The organism is Rhodobacter flavimaris (genome assembly GCF_021378075.1).
In the GTDB taxonomy this organism is placed as follows: Bacteria; Pseudomonadota; Alphaproteobacteria; order Rhodobacterales; family Rhodobacteraceae; genus Rhodobacter; species Rhodobacter flavimaris.
The window spans coordinates 1-14948 of sequence record NZ_JAJUOS010000020.1 but is presented as its reverse complement, the minus strand read 5'-3'; the positions used below and the strand labels follow the sequence as shown (position 1 = coordinate 14948).

Sequence of the window (14948 nt, the reverse complement as noted above, 5' to 3'; positions counted from 1 at the left end):
GGACTGCTCGCCCAACCTCCTGGCGCACATCTCGCCCCTCGGATGGGCCCATCTCCTGCTCACGGGGGAGTACAGGTGGCCGAAAAAAGCTTAGCGTAGGATTCTGCCCCCTCCGGCATCAGACCCCCAGTTGCGTCGCCGCCAGTGGCCGCCCGAACTGCCGCCGGTCCAGGGTATAGGTCCGGGCCTTGTCAAAGCAGGTCTCGGCGGCCCCCATCACCCCCCAGGCGATACCGTACCGCGCCCGGTTGAGACAGCCAAACGGACCTTTGATGCCCGATACGCCGGGCAGCAAGGCGTCTTCGCCAACCTCGACATCCGCCATCACGATCTGCCCGGTGGTCGAGGCGCGCAGCGACAGCTTGCCGTCGATCTTTGGTGCGGAGAGCCCCTTCATGCCCTTTTCCAGAACAAAGCCGCGTATCGCATCATCATGCGCCGCTGTCGCGTAGCCCTTAATTGGGGTCATCCTCAATTTGTGTGGTGCAGAGGAAGCATTCGGGCCCTGAGCAAGTTCGGGCCGGCTCGCCCATACATCGCGCGCTTCAAGGTCTTCAATCGGTTGATCTGGCCTTCGGCTTGACCATTGCTCCACTCCATTTCGATCGCATTCCTGACCGCATCAATGTCCCGGTTTAAGGTGCGGGCGAACCGCACGATGGGCGCTAGGTCCGTTTCGATCGCATCGTCGATCCAGGCGGGCAGCGGGTCTGCTTTTCGACCACGCAAGATGCCATTGAAACGCATGGCGAGGCGCCGCATTGTTGTGAAGGCAGGCGAGCCTTCCTTGAGAACTTCGACTTTTCTCGCTTGTTCCAAGGTGAATTTTCCTCTTGGTTTGATGCAGAGTGCGGCCGCGATAACCGGGGAAATTGTATGCCCCGTTTCCGGGTCCCGGACCGGTGCAAGGATCTGATCTTCCTTGGTGGGTCCCTCTTGTTCCTGTTTTTCGGCTCTGCGCCATCCGGCCAAGAGCCGCTGCAAGTTTGACAGGCTGCCCTCGTAGCCACGTTCTTGGATCAAGGGGAGCAATGCATTGCCGCTGCGAATACCGTTCTCCCAGCATTGCTTCAGGTACTCTTCAAAATACCACGCGGAAGAGCGCTTGAGGACGGCGCGCTTTCGGTCAGGTGGCGTCTCGAACCGCAGCCATTTCGCGACGCTTCGCCTGGGAAACCCCGTTCGCCGCCCGATCTCGCTGCACGTCAGCCCTTGCTGCCGAAGTGCCGAAATGGTCCTGAAAATCTCTTCTCTGGACTTGCGATGGGCAAGACGTGTTTTCAGAAGGTTCTTTGCCGTGCTGATGTTGTCTGCATCGGAGAGCAATGCTCTGCCAGTCGCGCGACCGTGCAAGTTCATTTGCTCCTCGATTGCCATGCGAAGGTTCTGCACGATATGAAACCGGTCGGCGACCTGTTCCGCCTGCGGCGCTCCTTTTCGGGCGGCTTGGGCGTAGAGACCGCAGCGATCCCGGCTTATGACTTCCACCTCAGGATGACGCCTTAGCCAGTCGGTGCATGTGACGACATCACGATCTTCGAGAACATCGATGACGGCGCGACGCTCGAGGTCGATGATGATCGTCCCGTAGTTCTGCGACTTTCGCCAACTCCAATCATCGATCCCGATGATCCGTGCGCGTGGTGGAACAACTTGAGCTGCGCGTAGCAACTGTCGGAGAATAGTATCGTCACTGACCCGGATACCCAGTCGCCGCAAGAGCCGTTCAGCTGGGGTGCCGCCAGCGGCGTGTGCCATATGGCCTAAGAGTTGCGCCTGTCGAGACGTCCGGCGCGCATAAGGGGTCGCCACCGCCGCATCTCGATCGGAAAACGTGCGGCGGCGGCAATCCGAGTTCAAACATCGCCATCGACAAACCCTGAGCTCGATCCAAACCGCTTGGCCCTGAGCAGGGAAATCCTCGATCCGCCGGCGCCGCCAACCATGTCGTTGTCTTGAGGACGTCCCGCACTCTGGGCAGATGCCATTCGGAGCCAGTCTGCCTGATACGACCCTTGCACCCGTCGCAGACTGGCGGACCTCACCAACTTCCACGCTGGCGGTTGGTGCCCAATGCTTCTTCGATACCACGGCCTTATCCTTTCAATCTGTGAAGCTCGGTCAGACCGTGACACACAAATTGAGGATGACCCGATTAAAGGGCAACGCGACAGCTCCCATGACGAACTTGTCCCATACGGCTTCCTTCCATTCCTGAGAAAGGATCGCACCATCAAACCGTGGGATCAAACACCTAGGCGCACCGGCTCAGTTCTGCGTGGAAACCAACACATATGGGCGGACATATTCCGGCGACATCAGCCGGATCTCATGACCCCTCGCGGTAAATAGCCGGCCAAGATGGTAAGCCCCACAGCAAGCCTCCATCGCGATAACGCAGGTCGGCAGCTTCTCGACGAATTCGATCAATGTCTGTCGCCGCATCGTTCGACGGACAACCACAGCGCCGCGGTCATCCAACCCAACAACGCTGCAGCTGTTCTTCCCGATGTCGATACCCAAAATGGAAATATGCATGGCTCGGCTCCTTTCCCTTGAAGAGAAGGACATCATACTCGATGTCCTCGGAAGGGCGGGCCATCCCATAATCAACAGACATCACCTCCGCGCCGAGTTCGCGCCTGCGTGGCCATGAACTCCTCGCCGACTTTGAACGCGATGGCGCGGAAGGCGCGGAGCGACGGCGTTTCGCGGCTCGTCCGCCAGGCCAACACGACGCTGACCGGCGGCGGGTTCTCCTGGATGCGCAGGAAAGCGACGCCGGAGACCTGCATGTTCTTGGCGGTCACCGGCACGATCGCGACCCCCATGCCGGCGCTGACAAGGCCCACGACGGTGTGCACTTGCGTCGCCGTTTGGATCGCCTGCGGGGTGAAGCCGGCCGTCTCGCACATCCTAAGGATCGAGGCGTTGAACAGCGGGCTGCTGGCGCGGGGAAAGAGAATGAACGGCTCGTTCGAAAGCCGCGCCAGCGGCGTGGACGCCGACGAGGCCAGCGGGTGATAGGCCGGCACCGCGACTACGAAATCCTCCTCCATGATCGACAGCGTCTCGATGCCCGGCGCATAGCGGGCCGGCCGCGTCAGTCCGACGTCGATGTCGTCGCGGGCGAGCGCCGTGGCCTGGTCGGCGATGCTCATCTCCCTGAGCTCCAGCTCCACGTCCGGGTAGAGATCGCGGAAGCGCTGCAGCGTTCGCGGCAGGAGCCCGTAGGTCGAGGAATGGATGAAGCCGATGGTGAGCCGTCCGAGTTCGCCCTTGCCGGCGCGGCGCACATCCTGCTCCAGCTGCTCGAGTTCGCGCAGGATGGAGCGGCTGCGCTCCAACATCAACGCGCCGGCGGCCGTCAGCTCCACCTTCCGCTGGGTGCGCACGAAGAGTGCGGCACCCGTCTGCTGCTCGATCCGCTGGATTTGCCGCGACAGCGCCGGCTGGGCGATGTGCAGCCGTGCCGCCGCCCGGCCGAAATGCAGTTCCTCGGCCACGGCCTGCACATAGCGCAACTGACGGATTTCGAGCATCGGCAATACCTCCAGGGCATCAATAGAAGGCTCATAATGTATTGGACGTCAATAGAAGGGCTGCCTACGATCCCCCACACGAACAAAAAAGCGCGACTGCGTTTCGGGAGGTTACATTGCTAGGATTTCGCGTAATGGAGGGCTTCGGTCGTCCGTCCAAGGAACTCGTCGAAAAATTTCGGACGATCCCCACCGCCATCGTCAGCGACAACATGCACCGCGTCTTCGCCGGCGGCACGGGCCTGCGGCCCTTTCACGGTGATGCCATGATGTGCGGTTCGGCGCTGACCGTGCGCACACGCCCAGGCGACAATCTCATGGTCCACAAGGCGCTCGACATCGCCATGCCGGGCGACGTGATCGTGGTCGATGCCAGCGGCGATCTCACCAACGCCATCATTGGCGAGATCATGCTCAACTACGCAATCACCCGCGGTGTCGCCGGCTTCGTCATCGACGGCGCGGTACGGGATAGCGGCGCGATCGCAAAGGGCGGCCTGCCGGTCTATGCCCGAGGTGTCACCCATCGCGGCCCCTACAAGGACGGCCCCGGCGAGGTCGGTGTTCCGGTCACGGTCGGCGGCATGGTGGTCTCCTCCGGCGACATCATGCTCGGCGACGAGGACGGCGTACTTGCCGTACCGCAGAGCCACGCGGAAGAGATCCTGGCGCTCGCGCTCAGCCAGCAGGGCCGCGAGGCCGGCATCCTCGCCAGCATCGCCGACGGCACGGTCGACCGCACCTGGGTCGACCAGACGCTGCGCACCAAGGGACTATGAGCGCCATGACCCACAGTGCCTCGAAACTCGTCGATTATTCCACGAAGCTACTGGTGGCGGCCGGGGCACCAGACGCCGTGGCTCGCGCGGTCTCCGAAAGCCTTGTCGCGGCCGATGTACGTGGCGTCAGTTCCCACGGCGTGGTGCGCCTCGGCGTTTACCTGAAGCGCATGGCCGAGGGCATGATCGATCCGAAGGCCGAACCCCAATTGGAGCGCGACGACGGGCCGGTCGGCTTGCTCGACGGCCGCAACAATTTCGGCGCCTATGTCGGCGCCCGCGGCCTGGACATCGCCATGGCCCGCGCCAAGACCCAGGGTGCCTACATTCTCGGCGTCCGTCACTCCAATCACTTCGGCACTGGTGCGCATTACCTGCAACAGGCGGTCTCGCAAGGGCTCGGTATGATCGTCATGTCCAACGCGTCCCAGACGATGCCGCCCACAGGGGGGGTGCGCCCCTTCATGGGAACGAACCCGATCGCCTTCGGTTTTCCGACCGGCACCGACGTTCCCTTCATCCTAGACATGGCCACGAGCCTCGTCGCCCGCGGCAAGATCATCGTCGCCGCCAGCAAGGGCGAGGCGATCCCGCTCGGCTGGGCGGTCGATAAGGAAGGCAATCCCACTACCGACGCACATGCCGCACTCGACGGCGCTGTGCTGCCCCTCGGCGGACCGAAGGGTTCAGGTCTCGCGATGGCGATCGACATCCTGTGTGGCGTACTGACCGGCGCGGGTTTCGGCCCCTCGGTGAACAACATGTACGACAACTGGGAAGAGCCCCAGAACGTCGGTCACATGTTCATAGTGCTCGACATTGCGCGCTGGATGCCGCTCGAAACCTTCAAGGACCGCCTCGATGATTACATCCGCCTTCTGAAGCTGGAGCCCCGGGCGGGCGGCGTCGACGAAATCTTCTACGCGGGCGAGATCGAAAGCCGGCTCGAGGCCAGTCGTCTCCGCGACGGCATCACGCTGCCGGCCAAGGTCGAGGACGAACTCAACGCCCTCGGCGCGGCCTACGGCCTTTCGCTCAACGAACTTCAATTGTCCTGAAAGAACGAACCATGCGTGCATTCTCCTACCACATCCCGACGCAGATCGAATTCGGCAATGGCGCGATCGCCCGGCTGCCGGAGTTCGTCAAGGCCCTCGGCGGCTCGCGCGTGCTGGTCGTCGGCGACCCCGGCGTGCAGCGCGCCGGCCTTATCGATCGCGTCCAGGCGATCCTCACCGGCGCCTCGATCTTCAACGCGGTCTTTGCCGATGTCGAAAGCGATCCGGCGACCCGCTCCGTTGACGAGGGCACCGTCCACGGCAAAGCGAACGGCTGCGACCTCGTGGTCGGCATCGGCGGCGGCAGCGCGCTGGACACCGCAAAGGCCATCGGCCTGATGCTGGTCAACGACGGCAACATCAAGGATTATGTCGGCATCGGCAAGGTGCCGAGGGCCGGCGCGCCGGTGATCGCCGTACCCACCACGGCCGGAACGGGCAGCGAACTCACCATCTGGTCCGTGCTGTCCGACAAGGTCGCGAAGGCAAAGATCAGCGTCGGCAGTGCGCTGAACTGCCCGGCGATCGCGCTTCTCGATCCGGAACTGACGCTTTCGCTGCCGCCGCAGATCACCGCCGCCACCGGCATGGACGCGCTGACCCACGCGCTGGAGTCCTACGTCAATACCGCGACGCAGCCGATCTCGGAGGCGATGTCCGACCAGGCGATGACGCTAATCGCAAGGAGCCTAAGCAAGGCGGTCGCCGACGGCTCCGACGTCGAGGCGCGTGGCGACATGCTGCTCGCCAGCACCATCGCGGCCATGGCCTTCAACAGCACGCGCCTTGGCTTGGTACACGCCTTCGCCATGCCTCTTGGCGCGAAGTTCGGCATTCCCCACGGCCTGGTCAACGCGATCATGCTGCCGGAGGTGATGCGCTTCAACCATCTCGCCAACCCCCGCAAGTTCGCCCGCATAGCAGAGATCTTCGGCGAGAAAACCGCCGGTCTTTCGGTTGAGGAGGCTGCCGCGCTCTCCGTCTCGGCCATCGAGAAGCTGAAGCTCGATGTTGGCATCACCGCAAAGCTCAGCAATTTCGGCGTCACGGAAGGCCGCTTCGACGAAATCGTCGATGAGGCGATGCTGTCCGGCAACGTGCCGGTCAATCCGCGCCAGCCGACCAACGACGACATGAAGGCCCTGCTTAGGGCCGAGCTGGTCTGAGCGGCCGGGAAGGAGAATAACGATGTCCGACATGTTGAACTGGCTCGCCGGAGCCGTTGGCGGAACCTACGGAAACTTCATCGGCGGCGAATGGAAGCCTGCCGGCGACAAGACGTCCCGGATCTTCAACCCCGCAGATCGCGACCAGTCCCTCGGTCGTTTCGCCGACAGCGGTGCGGCGGAAGTGGACGAGGCGGTCGTCGCGGCCCACAAAGCATGGCTCTCATGGCGGCAGGTGCCGGGCCCCGATCGCGGTGCGATCCTGTTCCGCGCCGCCGACCTTCTGGAGCAGCGGATCGACGAACTTGCCTTCATCCTCGCCGCCGAGCAGGGCAAGGTGCTGGCGGAGGCGCGCGGAGAAGTCGGTCGCGCTGCCAAGGAACTACGCTTTTCCGCCGGCGAGGCGAGCCGTATCGACGGTGACGTGCTGCCCAGCGAAAAGCGCAACGGCTTCGCCATGACGCTGCGAGAGCCGATCGGGGTCGTCGCCGCCATCGGCCCGTGGAACTTCCCGGTCGTCACCCCGGTGCGCAAGATCGGCCCGGCGCTTGCCTTCGGCTGCACCGTCGTCCTGAAATCGTCGAACCTCACCCCGTGGTCCGCCGTCAAGCTCATGGACGTGTTCCGTGACGCCGGCGTACCGGCAGGCGTCGTCAGCCTCGTGCTGGGTTCCGGCCGTGCGGTCGGCGAGGCGCTGATCCGCCACCCGCTGGTGCGCGGCGTATCCTTCACCGGCTCGACCGGCACGGGCGTCGCGATCAACGCGGAGGCCGGCCGCCGTCTGGTTCGCACACAGCTGGAGCTCGGCGGGAAAAACCCCGCCGTCGTCCTCGACTACGACAATGCTGCGACCATCGCCAGGCAGATCGCCGGCGCCGCCTTCGCCTGTTCGGGCCAGCGCTGCACGGCGCTGAGCCGCATCGTCGTGCTGGAGAAGAACGCCCGCGAGATCACCGAAGCGCTGGAAGCGGAAATGGCGGCGATCAGGGTCGGCCCTGCCTGGCAGGCCGGCGCCACGATGGGCCCGCTGATCACCGCCCAGCACAAGGCCTCCGTCATGGGGCATATCGCCCATGCGCGGGAGGATGGCGCGACGCTCGCGCTCGGCGGCACGTCCATGGAGGACGGCGACTTCGCCAAGGGTCATTTCGTCGCGCCGACGCTGTTCACCGGCGTCGCCAAGACCTCGCGGCTCGCGCTTGAGGAGGTCTTCGGCCCGGTGCTTGCCGTCATTCCGGTCGGCTCGATCGATGAGGCGATCGAGGTGGCCAACAGCGTCGAATACGGGCTGGCGGCCTCCGTCTACACCAACGACGTCAACCTCTCGCTGCGGTTCGCCCGCGAGAGCCAGTCCGGCATGGTCCACGTCAATCACGGAACGGCCAGCGAGGCGCACATGCCCTTCGGCGGCGTCAAGGCGTCCGGCTTCGGCGCCTATTCCATCGGCCATTCCAACCAGGAGTTCTTCACGACCGTCAAGGCCGTCTATTTCCAAAGCTAGTGTTCAATCGGGAGGAGACCAACATGAACATGAAACTGAAAACGGCAGCTCTGCTGGCCGCCGTGGCTTTCTTTGCCACCAGTGCATCTGCAGAAACCGTCCTTCGCCTCGGCCATGTCTGGCCGGATTCGGAAATCCACGCGGCGGCGGCGAAGAAGTTCGCCGACGACGTCGCGGCCGCCACGAACGGCGAGGTCAAGATCGAGATCCACGGCAACAGCACGCTCGGCAGCGACCGCGAACTGCTCGAAGGCATCAAGTTCTCGTCCAACGACATCTGGGTCGGCGGGGCCGGCGTGCTGTCGACGGCGTCCGAGACCGCCCGTATCTTCACACTGCCCTTCATGATCCGCGACGTGAACCATTACAACGCCGTCTATGGCGGCCCGGTGGGCGGCGAGATCACCAAGCGCATCCGGGACGAATCCGGTTACGAGGTCGTCGCCTACTGGCTGCGCGGCCCGCGCTGGCTGACCACCAAGGTCCCGGTCGAAAAGCCGGAAGATCTTTCCGGCCTGAAGATCCGCGTTCCCGACAGCCCGGTCACCGTGCAGTCCTGGAACCAGCTCGGCGCTTCCGCGACACCGATGAACTTCGGCGAGGTGTTCAACGCCCTCCAGCAGGGCGTCATCGACGGGCAGGAAAACCCGCTGTCGCTGATCCTATCTTCGAAGTTCTCGGAAGTCGTGAAGCATCTCGTGCGCACCGAGCACGCCTACGAGCCGGTGGTGGTCGTCATGGATGCCGGCCGCTTGGTCGCTATGCCGGAAGACCAGCGCAAGGCAATCATCGATGCCGCCAACGGCGCCGCCAAGGCCTATGCCTCGGAAGAGGTGCTGAAGGGCGAGCAGACCTTCGTCAAGCAGCTTCAGGATGCCGGCATGACGCTGATCGAGCCGGACAAGAAGCCCTTCCAGGAGCGTGTCGGCACGGAGTTCGTCCACAAGGCGTTCGCCCCCGTCGCCGATCTCTACGACAGCGTCGCCGCTGTCGAGGCCCCGAACGGGCAGTAAGCCCGCTTAACCGGAAGATGCTTCGATGAAACCCTCGTCCAACGAGGCCGTTGTCGGCCTTTCTACGAGCCAGCAATATCATCGCCCGAAATGGGCGATGATCCGATGGCTCGACATGCTCAACGCCCTGGTCCTCAATTTCCTGGCGGGCGTCATGGGCCTTCTCGCCTGTCTCGGGATCGCCCAGGTCGTGGCGCGCTACGTGTTGAAATCGCCTATTGCCTGGTCGGAGGAGTTCATCCGTTTCGCGCTGATCTGGTGCGTTTTCCTAGGCGCAGGCGTCGTGGTGCGCCGCGGCATGTTGGTCGCCGTCGAAGCGATCTTCATTGCCGTGCCCGCCTCCGTGGCGCGGATCATAAGCGTCTTCAGCATCGCCATCAGCATCGTCTTCTGGGCAATCCTCATCTACTACGGCTGGACCGTCAGCGGCATGGTCGGAACCCTGATGTCCGGCTCGCTCGAACTGCCGATGCGCTACGTCTACCTCGTCATTCCGGTCGGCGCGTTCCTCGCCCTCGTGAACACCATCGCTGTCGCCGTCGATCCGCCGCCGAGCGTGATCGTCCAGGCCGCAAGCTGAGAGGATCGCCATGTTTCCCGTCGCGCTCACCGCTTCCATGCTCATCTTCTTCACCTGCGCGGTGCCGATCGCAGTCACGCTCGGCATGGTCTCGGCCATGGCCATGTACGGCTCCGGCATCCCGCTGCAGGCCATGATCCAGCGCATGTTCGCTGCGCTCGATTCCTTCCCGCTGACAGCCATTCCCTTCTTCATCCTCGCCGGCGCGCTGATGGAGGTGAGTGGCATCTCCACCCGTCTGGTCAACTTCGCCCAGTCGCTCGTCGGCCGCGCCACCGGCGGCCTCGGCCTCGTCGCCGTGCTGTCGGCGATGTTCTTCGCCGCGATTTCCGGATCGAGCGCCGCGACGACGGCGGCGATCGGCGGCATCCTCATCCCGGCCATGGCGGCGCGTGGCTATTCGCGGCCCTTCGCCACTTCCGTACAGGCGTCCTCCGGCGAGCTCGGCGTCATCATCCCGCCCTCGATCCCGATGATCATCTTCGCGCTGACCGCCGGCGTGCCGGTCTCGATCGGCGATCTCTTCCTCGCTGGTATCCTTCCCGGCCTGCTGGTGGCCGGCGGCTTGATGCTGACCGTCTACCTCGTCAGCAAGCGCAAGGGCTATGGCAGGGCGAAACCCGGCGCGTCCGGCGACGGGCTCGGCCCGCAGCCCGGCGTGTGGGAAAGCTTCAAGGCGGCCATCCTGCCGCTCATGCTGCCCGTACTCATCCTCGGCGGCATCTACGGCGGCGTCTTCACGCCGACCGAAGCCGCGGCGGCCGCCGTCTGCTTTGCGCTAATCATCGGCGTCGTCGTGTTCCGCACCATCACCGTTGAGAAGCTGGTGACGGCTCTGCGCTCGTCTCTGCTCAACACCGTCGTCATCTTGCTGATCATTTCGGCGGCCAGCGTCTTCGGCTGGGTGCTGACGGCAAACCGCATCCCGGAGCTGATCTCGCAGGTCTTCGTGTCGATCTCCGACAATCCGCTGGTCTTCCTGCTGTTGATCAACCTGCTGCTGCTTCTCGTCGGCATGTTCCTGGAGACGGGTGCCGCGATCACCGTGCTGGCCCCCATCCTGACGCCGGTGGCGCTGAAGATGGGCATCGACCCGATCCATTTCGGGATCGTCATGATAGTCAATCTCGCGGTCGGCATGACCACGCCGCCGATCGGCGTCAATCTCTTCGTCGCCTGTCAGGTAGCGGGGCTGAGGATCGAGCACATCATCCGCAGCATGCTGCCCTTCTACCTGTCGCTGCTGATCTGTTTGGCGATCATCACCTATGTGCCGGGCCTCACCCTCTGGCTTCCGCAACTGTTCAAGTAGTCGTCACGCCGACCAGCGAAGGAGGATTTCCATGCCGACCGCACAGCAGAAGAAATCGATCTACGAACCCGATCAGGAAGGCCTGCACTTCCCCCGCGAACCGGTCTTCCAGACGCTCGCGGAGGAACGCCAGCACCGCCGCGAGCGGCTGGCCGCGGTCTGCCGGATCTTCGCCCGCTACAAGTTCGAGTACGGCTTCGCGGGCCACGTCACGGTGCGCGATCCCGAGCACCTCGACCTGTTCTGGACCAACCCCTTCGGCATGAGTTTCTCGCGGGTGCGCGCCTCGGACCTCATCCTCGTCGATCACGCCGGCAAGGTTGTGGAGGGCACCTGGGCCGTCAATCGCGCCGGCTTCGTGCTGCATTCGGCGATCCACGAAGCGCATCCCGACATCGTCGCCTCCTGCCATGCCCACACCGTCAACGGCATGGCGTGGGCGGCGCTCGGGCGTCCGCTCGATCCGATCACCCAGACCGCCTGTGGCTTCTACGGTCATCAGGCGGTGATCACCGAGGAGGCCGGCGCCGTGGTGGTGGAGAAGGGGGCCGGCAACAGCGTCGCCAACGCCTTCGGCAACGCTAAGGTCGCCATCCACCAGAACCACGGGCTGTTCAGCGTCGGGCGTCACAGCATCGACGAGGCCGCCTGGTGGTTCATCGCGCTGGAACGCGCCTGCGAAATCCAGCTGAAGGCCGAGGCGACTGGCTCGCCGCTGAAACTGGTCGCGCCGGAAAAAGCCGCCCATTCTGCCAAGCACCTTGCAACGCCTTTCATGGGGTGGCTACACTTCCAGCCCATCTACGACTGGATCATCCGGACCGATCCGGATCTGGTGAACTGAGCGGACGCACTGCAGCGACCGGCTGAGAGGACGACGAAACCATGCATGACACTGACATCCGCCGGACCTACCGGGTCCTCATCTGCGACCTGGTGGGCCTGCGGCCGGGGCCTGACGGCCGGCCGGACTGCTCCGAGGTGCGCCGACACGTCGAGGAGGCCGGCTGCACGTTCCACGACGGCGACGCCATCGTCGGTGCCGACTGCGGCGGTGGCGGTATCCACTTCGTTTACCGACCGGACCTGAACACCGCCGAAGATTTCGCCGCCGAAGCGTATGATGGTCTGTACGACGCGGTGATCGCCGCGGCGACCGTCGTGCCGGCCGACACCGTTTTCCCCGAGGGCGGCGTTCGGATCGGGGCGGGCACGGGCAACATGCAGTCCCGCTCCTGGGGCGGCGGATCGGGTCGCGGCGGCGCGGCGCCGCTGATGAACACGCCCGGCATCAACAGCCGCGCTACGGCGCAGATGGTGATGAAGGCGATCCTGCGCTTCCTGCCGGATCTGCCGTTCGACCTGCTGCACGAACGCACCGTGTCCGGCCGTTTCGATACGGGCCGCGACCTGAAGGATTTCCCGACCGGGAAGCTGGAAGGCCGGCTCATCGCTGTGCTTGGCTACGGCAATATTGGCCGCGAGGTCGCGCGCCTTGCCGACGCCTTCGGCATGCGCCCTGTGATCTATGCCCGCGAGCGGCATCGCCGCTGGATTGAAGCCGAGGGCTTCCGTTACGCGGCAACGCCCGTCGAGGCGTCCGCCGGCGCCGACATCGTTTCCGTCCATCTCGGCCTCGGCGCGGCCGATGCTACGACCGGACGCTTCGCCAATGCCGGCCTTGTCGGAGAGGCGATCTTCGATGCGGTCAGGCCCGGCGCCACGCTCGTCAATTTCGATCGCGGCGAACTGGTCGACGCCGCAGCCCTCGACACTGCGATGGGCGATGGCCGCATCCGTTTCGCCGCGATCGACGCCGACATCTTCAGCGACGCCGCGACCGGCGCGGTCTCCGGTCCGCTCGCGCCCTATCTGCCGCTGGTGGAACGCCATGCCGGCCGCCTGCTGCTTCTGCCGCATGCGGTAGCCGACACCGACCATCCGTCGCGGGTGGCGGGCGCGAAACAGGCCGTAGACCAGATCCTCGAGGCGATCCGCTTCCGTCGCGTGGGCAATCTCAAGGGTGATCTCCCCGATGGCTATACCGCCGTGCCCGGCCGCGCGATCCACGGCATCGGCGGCGTTTCCGCCGGCACGTTGGCGGGCGTTGCTGAGGACGCGGACGTCGTGCGGGAACTCGCCGATACGGCCGGCCGACTCCATGATTTCTGGACACGCCACGCCGCCGCGGCGGATGCCAAAGAGCGGCAGGCACTCTGCGCGGCGATGGGCGACGGCGTTATGCTGGACATCAATCGGCAGGCCGCCTTGAGGGGCGCACTCGGCCTTCATGGCCCCTTCACCGGCAAACCGCGGGACTGAGCGATGGACAAGCCTTTCCTCGCCGCCCTCTTCGACGTAGCCGTCCAGGCGGCCGATCCCCTGACCGGCATCCGCGCCCACCTGCCGGAGCCGCCGCCGAGCGGCCGCACGGTCGTTATCGGGGCGGGCAAGGGCGCGGCACAGATGGCGGCGGCGCTGGAAACGCTCTGGCCCGGCCCACTTACCGGCATCGTCGTGACGCGCTACGGCTATGGCTGCGAGACGCGTGGCATCGAGGTGCTGGAGGCGGCGCACCCGGTTCCCGACGAGGCCGGGCTTGCAGCCGGCGCGCGGCTCCTCGATCTGGTTTCCGGCCTGACGGAAAACGATCTCCTCATCGCGCTGGTCTGCGGCGGCGGATCGGCGTTGCTGCCGGCGCCGCCCGAAGGGCTGTCGCTCGCCGACGAGATCGCCGTCAACGAGGCGCTGCTCGCCTCCGGCGCGCCGATCTCGGCGATGAACATGGTGCGCAAGCACGTCTCGCGCATCAAGGGCGGGCGGCTCGCTGCCGCGACCCACGCCCGCGTCGTCAGCCTGCTGGTCTCCGACATTCCGGGCGACAATCCTGCCGCCATCGCATCCGGCCCGACGATCCCCGACGCCTCGACGCGTGCGGATGCGCTGGCGATCGTCGCGCAGTACCGCCTCAATCTGCCGGCCGCCGTCATGACGCATCTGAACGGGCCGGCGGCCGACGCACCGATGCCCGACGATCCGGTCTTCGCCCGACACGAGCATCACATCGTCGCCTCGGCGCGTGTTTCGCTGGAGGCTGCTGCGGACGAGGCACGGGGCCGCGGCGTCATGCCGGTGATCCTATCGGATGCGATGGAAGGCGAGGCGCGCGACGTGGCGCTCGTCCATGCCGCGATCGCCCGCGAGGTGCTGGCGCGCGGCCGCCCGTTTTCGCGACCGGCCGTGCTGCTTTCCGGCGGCGAGACGACGGTGACATTGCGGGGAAGGGGCGGGCGGGGCGGCCGAAACGGTGAATTCGCGCTCGCCATGGCGCTTGCCATCGACGGCCACGCCATCGAGGTTCTGGCGGCCGATACGGACGGCATCGACGGCTCCGAGGACAATGCCGGCGCTTTTGCCGACGGAACGACAGTGCGACGTCTGCGCGCCGCTGGAATCGATCCGCGCGAAATGTTGGATCGCAACGACAGCTATACCGCATTCTCCACCATCGGCGACTTCCATGTGACCGGACCAACCGGCACGAACGTCAATGATTTCCGCGCAATCCTTATTCGCTGACCTCGGGTAGGTCTATCTTTCGCGTAGAACGGCGTGGTCGAGCTGCTGCTGAGCAACTTCACGGGTTCTAGCGCGCGCGGCAAATAGCGGCGAGCGTCGGTGTCGCGTTGCCCCTAAATCGGGTCATCCTCAATTTGTGTGGTGCAGAGGAAGCATTCGGGCCCTGAGCAAGTTCGGGCCGGCTCGCCCATACATCGCGCGCTTCAAGGTCTTCAATCGGTTGATCTGGCCTTCGGCTTGACCATTGCTCCACTCCATTTCGATCGCATTCCTGACCGCATCAATGTCTCTGGGGTCTGATGCCGGAGGGGGCAGAATCCTACGCTAAGCTTTTTTCGGCCACCTGTACTCCCCCGTGAGCAGGAGATGGGCCCATCCGAGGGGCGAGATGTGCGCCAGGAGGTTGGGCGAGCAGTCC

The 14948-nt window shown here is 64.8% G+C and carries 12 protein-coding genes and 2 pseudogenes; 10 read left to right on the top strand and 4 right to left on the bottom strand.

Features of this window, described 5'->3' with window-relative positions:
- Window positions 1–127: 127 nt before the first annotated feature.
- From LZA78_RS17180 to LZA78_RS17165, 4 genes and pseudogenes are all read right to left on the bottom strand, one after another.
- A pseudogene (locus LZA78_RS17180) lies at window positions 128–439 on the bottom strand (acyl-CoA dehydrogenase family protein); the annotation flags it as partial.
- 32 nt (window positions 440–471) lie between these two features.
- Window positions 472–2091: an ISL3 family transposase gene (locus tag LZA78_RS17175; RefSeq protein WP_438811092.1), complete on the bottom strand. Its 1620-nt coding sequence runs from the start codon at window positions 2089–2091 to the stop codon at window positions 472–474.
- Between the two features lie 198 nt (window positions 2092–2289).
- Window positions 2290–2538 (bottom strand): annotated as a pseudogene (locus LZA78_RS17170) (IS110-like element ISMmg1 family transposase); the annotation flags it as partial.
- A gap of 71 nt (window positions 2539–2609) precedes the next feature.
- Window positions 2610–3542 (bottom strand): LysR substrate-binding domain-containing protein, encoded by a 933-nt coding sequence (locus LZA78_RS17165; protein ID WP_233678122.1) that lies wholly within the window; start codon window positions 3540–3542, stop codon window positions 2610–2612.
- Window positions 3543–3658: 116 nt separating this feature from the next.
- On the opposite strand from LZA78_RS17165, the gene LZA78_RS17160 reads away from it, so the two are divergent.
- Genes LZA78_RS17160 through LZA78_RS17115 form a run of 10 tightly spaced genes read left to right on the top strand, consistent with a single transcriptional unit; the run spans window position 3659 to window position 14530 of the window.
- Window positions 3659–4321 (top strand): RraA family protein, encoded by a 663-nt coding sequence (locus tag LZA78_RS17160; RefSeq protein WP_255697593.1) that lies wholly within the window; start codon window positions 3659–3661, stop codon window positions 4319–4321.
- Window positions 4318–5379, top strand: a complete 1062-nt coding sequence (locus LZA78_RS17155) for an Ldh family oxidoreductase (protein WP_233678120.1) — start codon at window positions 4318–4320, stop codon at window positions 5377–5379. Before LZA78_RS17160 ends, LZA78_RS17155 begins: the two co-directional genes overlap by 4 nt.
- An 11-nt stretch (window positions 5380–5390) precedes the next feature.
- Window positions 5391–6545: an iron-containing alcohol dehydrogenase gene (locus LZA78_RS17150; protein WP_233678119.1), complete on the top strand. Its 1155-nt coding sequence runs from the start codon at window positions 5391–5393 to the stop codon at window positions 6543–6545.
- Window positions 6546–6567: 22 nt separating this feature from the next.
- The gene (locus tag LZA78_RS17145; protein WP_233678118.1) at window positions 6568–8046 is read left to right on the top strand and encodes an aldehyde dehydrogenase family protein; all 1479 of its coding nucleotides are present in this window, start codon (window positions 6568–6570) and stop codon (window positions 8044–8046) included.
- A gap of 23 nt (window positions 8047–8069) precedes the next feature.
- Window positions 8070–9059: a TRAP transporter substrate-binding protein gene (locus LZA78_RS17140; protein WP_233678117.1), complete on the top strand. Its 990-nt coding sequence runs from the start codon at window positions 8070–8072 to the stop codon at window positions 9057–9059.
- 25 nt (window positions 9060–9084) lie between these two features.
- Window positions 9085–9639, top strand: a complete 555-nt coding sequence (locus tag LZA78_RS17135) for a TRAP transporter small permease (RefSeq protein WP_233678116.1) — start codon at window positions 9085–9087, stop codon at window positions 9637–9639.
- A 10-nt stretch (window positions 9640–9649) separates the two neighbouring features.
- Window positions 9650–10951, top strand: coding sequence for a TRAP transporter large permease (locus LZA78_RS17130; RefSeq protein WP_233678115.1), 1302 nt, complete (start codon window positions 9650–9652; stop codon window positions 10949–10951).
- 31 nt (window positions 10952–10982) lie between these two features.
- On the top strand, window positions 10983–11795 hold the full coding sequence (locus LZA78_RS17125; protein ID WP_210058973.1) for a class II aldolase/adducin family protein: 813 nt from the start codon (window positions 10983–10985) through the stop codon (window positions 11793–11795).
- A 41-nt stretch (window positions 11796–11836) separates the two neighbouring features.
- Entirely contained in the window at window positions 11837–13273 is a 1437-nt protein-coding gene (locus LZA78_RS17120; protein WP_233678114.1) for an NAD(P)-dependent oxidoreductase, read from the top strand.
- Between the two features lie 3 nt (window positions 13274–13276).
- Window positions 13277–14530, top strand: a complete 1254-nt coding sequence (locus tag LZA78_RS17115) for a glycerate kinase type-2 family protein (RefSeq protein ID WP_233678113.1) — start codon at window positions 13277–13279, stop codon at window positions 14528–14530.
- The last annotated feature ends 418 nt before the right edge of the window (window positions 14531–14948 follow it).

Excerpts from the sequence above, each read along its gene's own strand:
- LZA78_RS17165 (WP_233678122.1), bottom strand. The coding sequence starts at position 3,542 with ATGCTCGAAATCCGTCAGTTGCGCTATGTGCAGGCCGTGGCCGAGGAA.
- LZA78_RS17155 (WP_233678120.1), top strand. The coding sequence starts at position 4,318 with ATGAGCGCCATGACCCACAGTGCCTCGAAACTCGTCGATTATTCCACG.
- LZA78_RS17150 (WP_233678119.1), top strand. The coding sequence starts at position 5,391 with ATGCGTGCATTCTCCTACCACATCCCGACGCAGATCGAATTCGGCAAT.
- LZA78_RS17145 (WP_233678118.1), top strand. The coding sequence starts at position 6,568 with ATGTCCGACATGTTGAACTGGCTCGCCGGAGCCGTTGGCGGAACCTAC.
- LZA78_RS17140 (WP_233678117.1), top strand. The coding sequence starts at position 8,070 with ATGAACATGAAACTGAAAACGGCAGCTCTGCTGGCCGCCGTGGCTTTC.
- LZA78_RS17135 (WP_233678116.1), top strand. The coding sequence starts at position 9,085 with ATGAAACCCTCGTCCAACGAGGCCGTTGTCGGCCTTTCTACGAGCCAG.
- LZA78_RS17130 (WP_233678115.1), top strand. The coding sequence starts at position 9,650 with ATGTTTCCCGTCGCGCTCACCGCTTCCATGCTCATCTTCTTCACCTGC.
- LZA78_RS17125 (WP_210058973.1), top strand. The coding sequence starts at position 10,983 with ATGCCGACCGCACAGCAGAAGAAATCGATCTACGAACCCGATCAGGAA.
- LZA78_RS17120 (WP_233678114.1), top strand. The coding sequence starts at position 11,837 with ATGCATGACACTGACATCCGCCGGACCTACCGGGTCCTCATCTGCGAC.
- LZA78_RS17115 (WP_233678113.1), top strand. The coding sequence starts at position 13,277 with ATGGACAAGCCTTTCCTCGCCGCCCTCTTCGACGTAGCCGTCCAGGCG.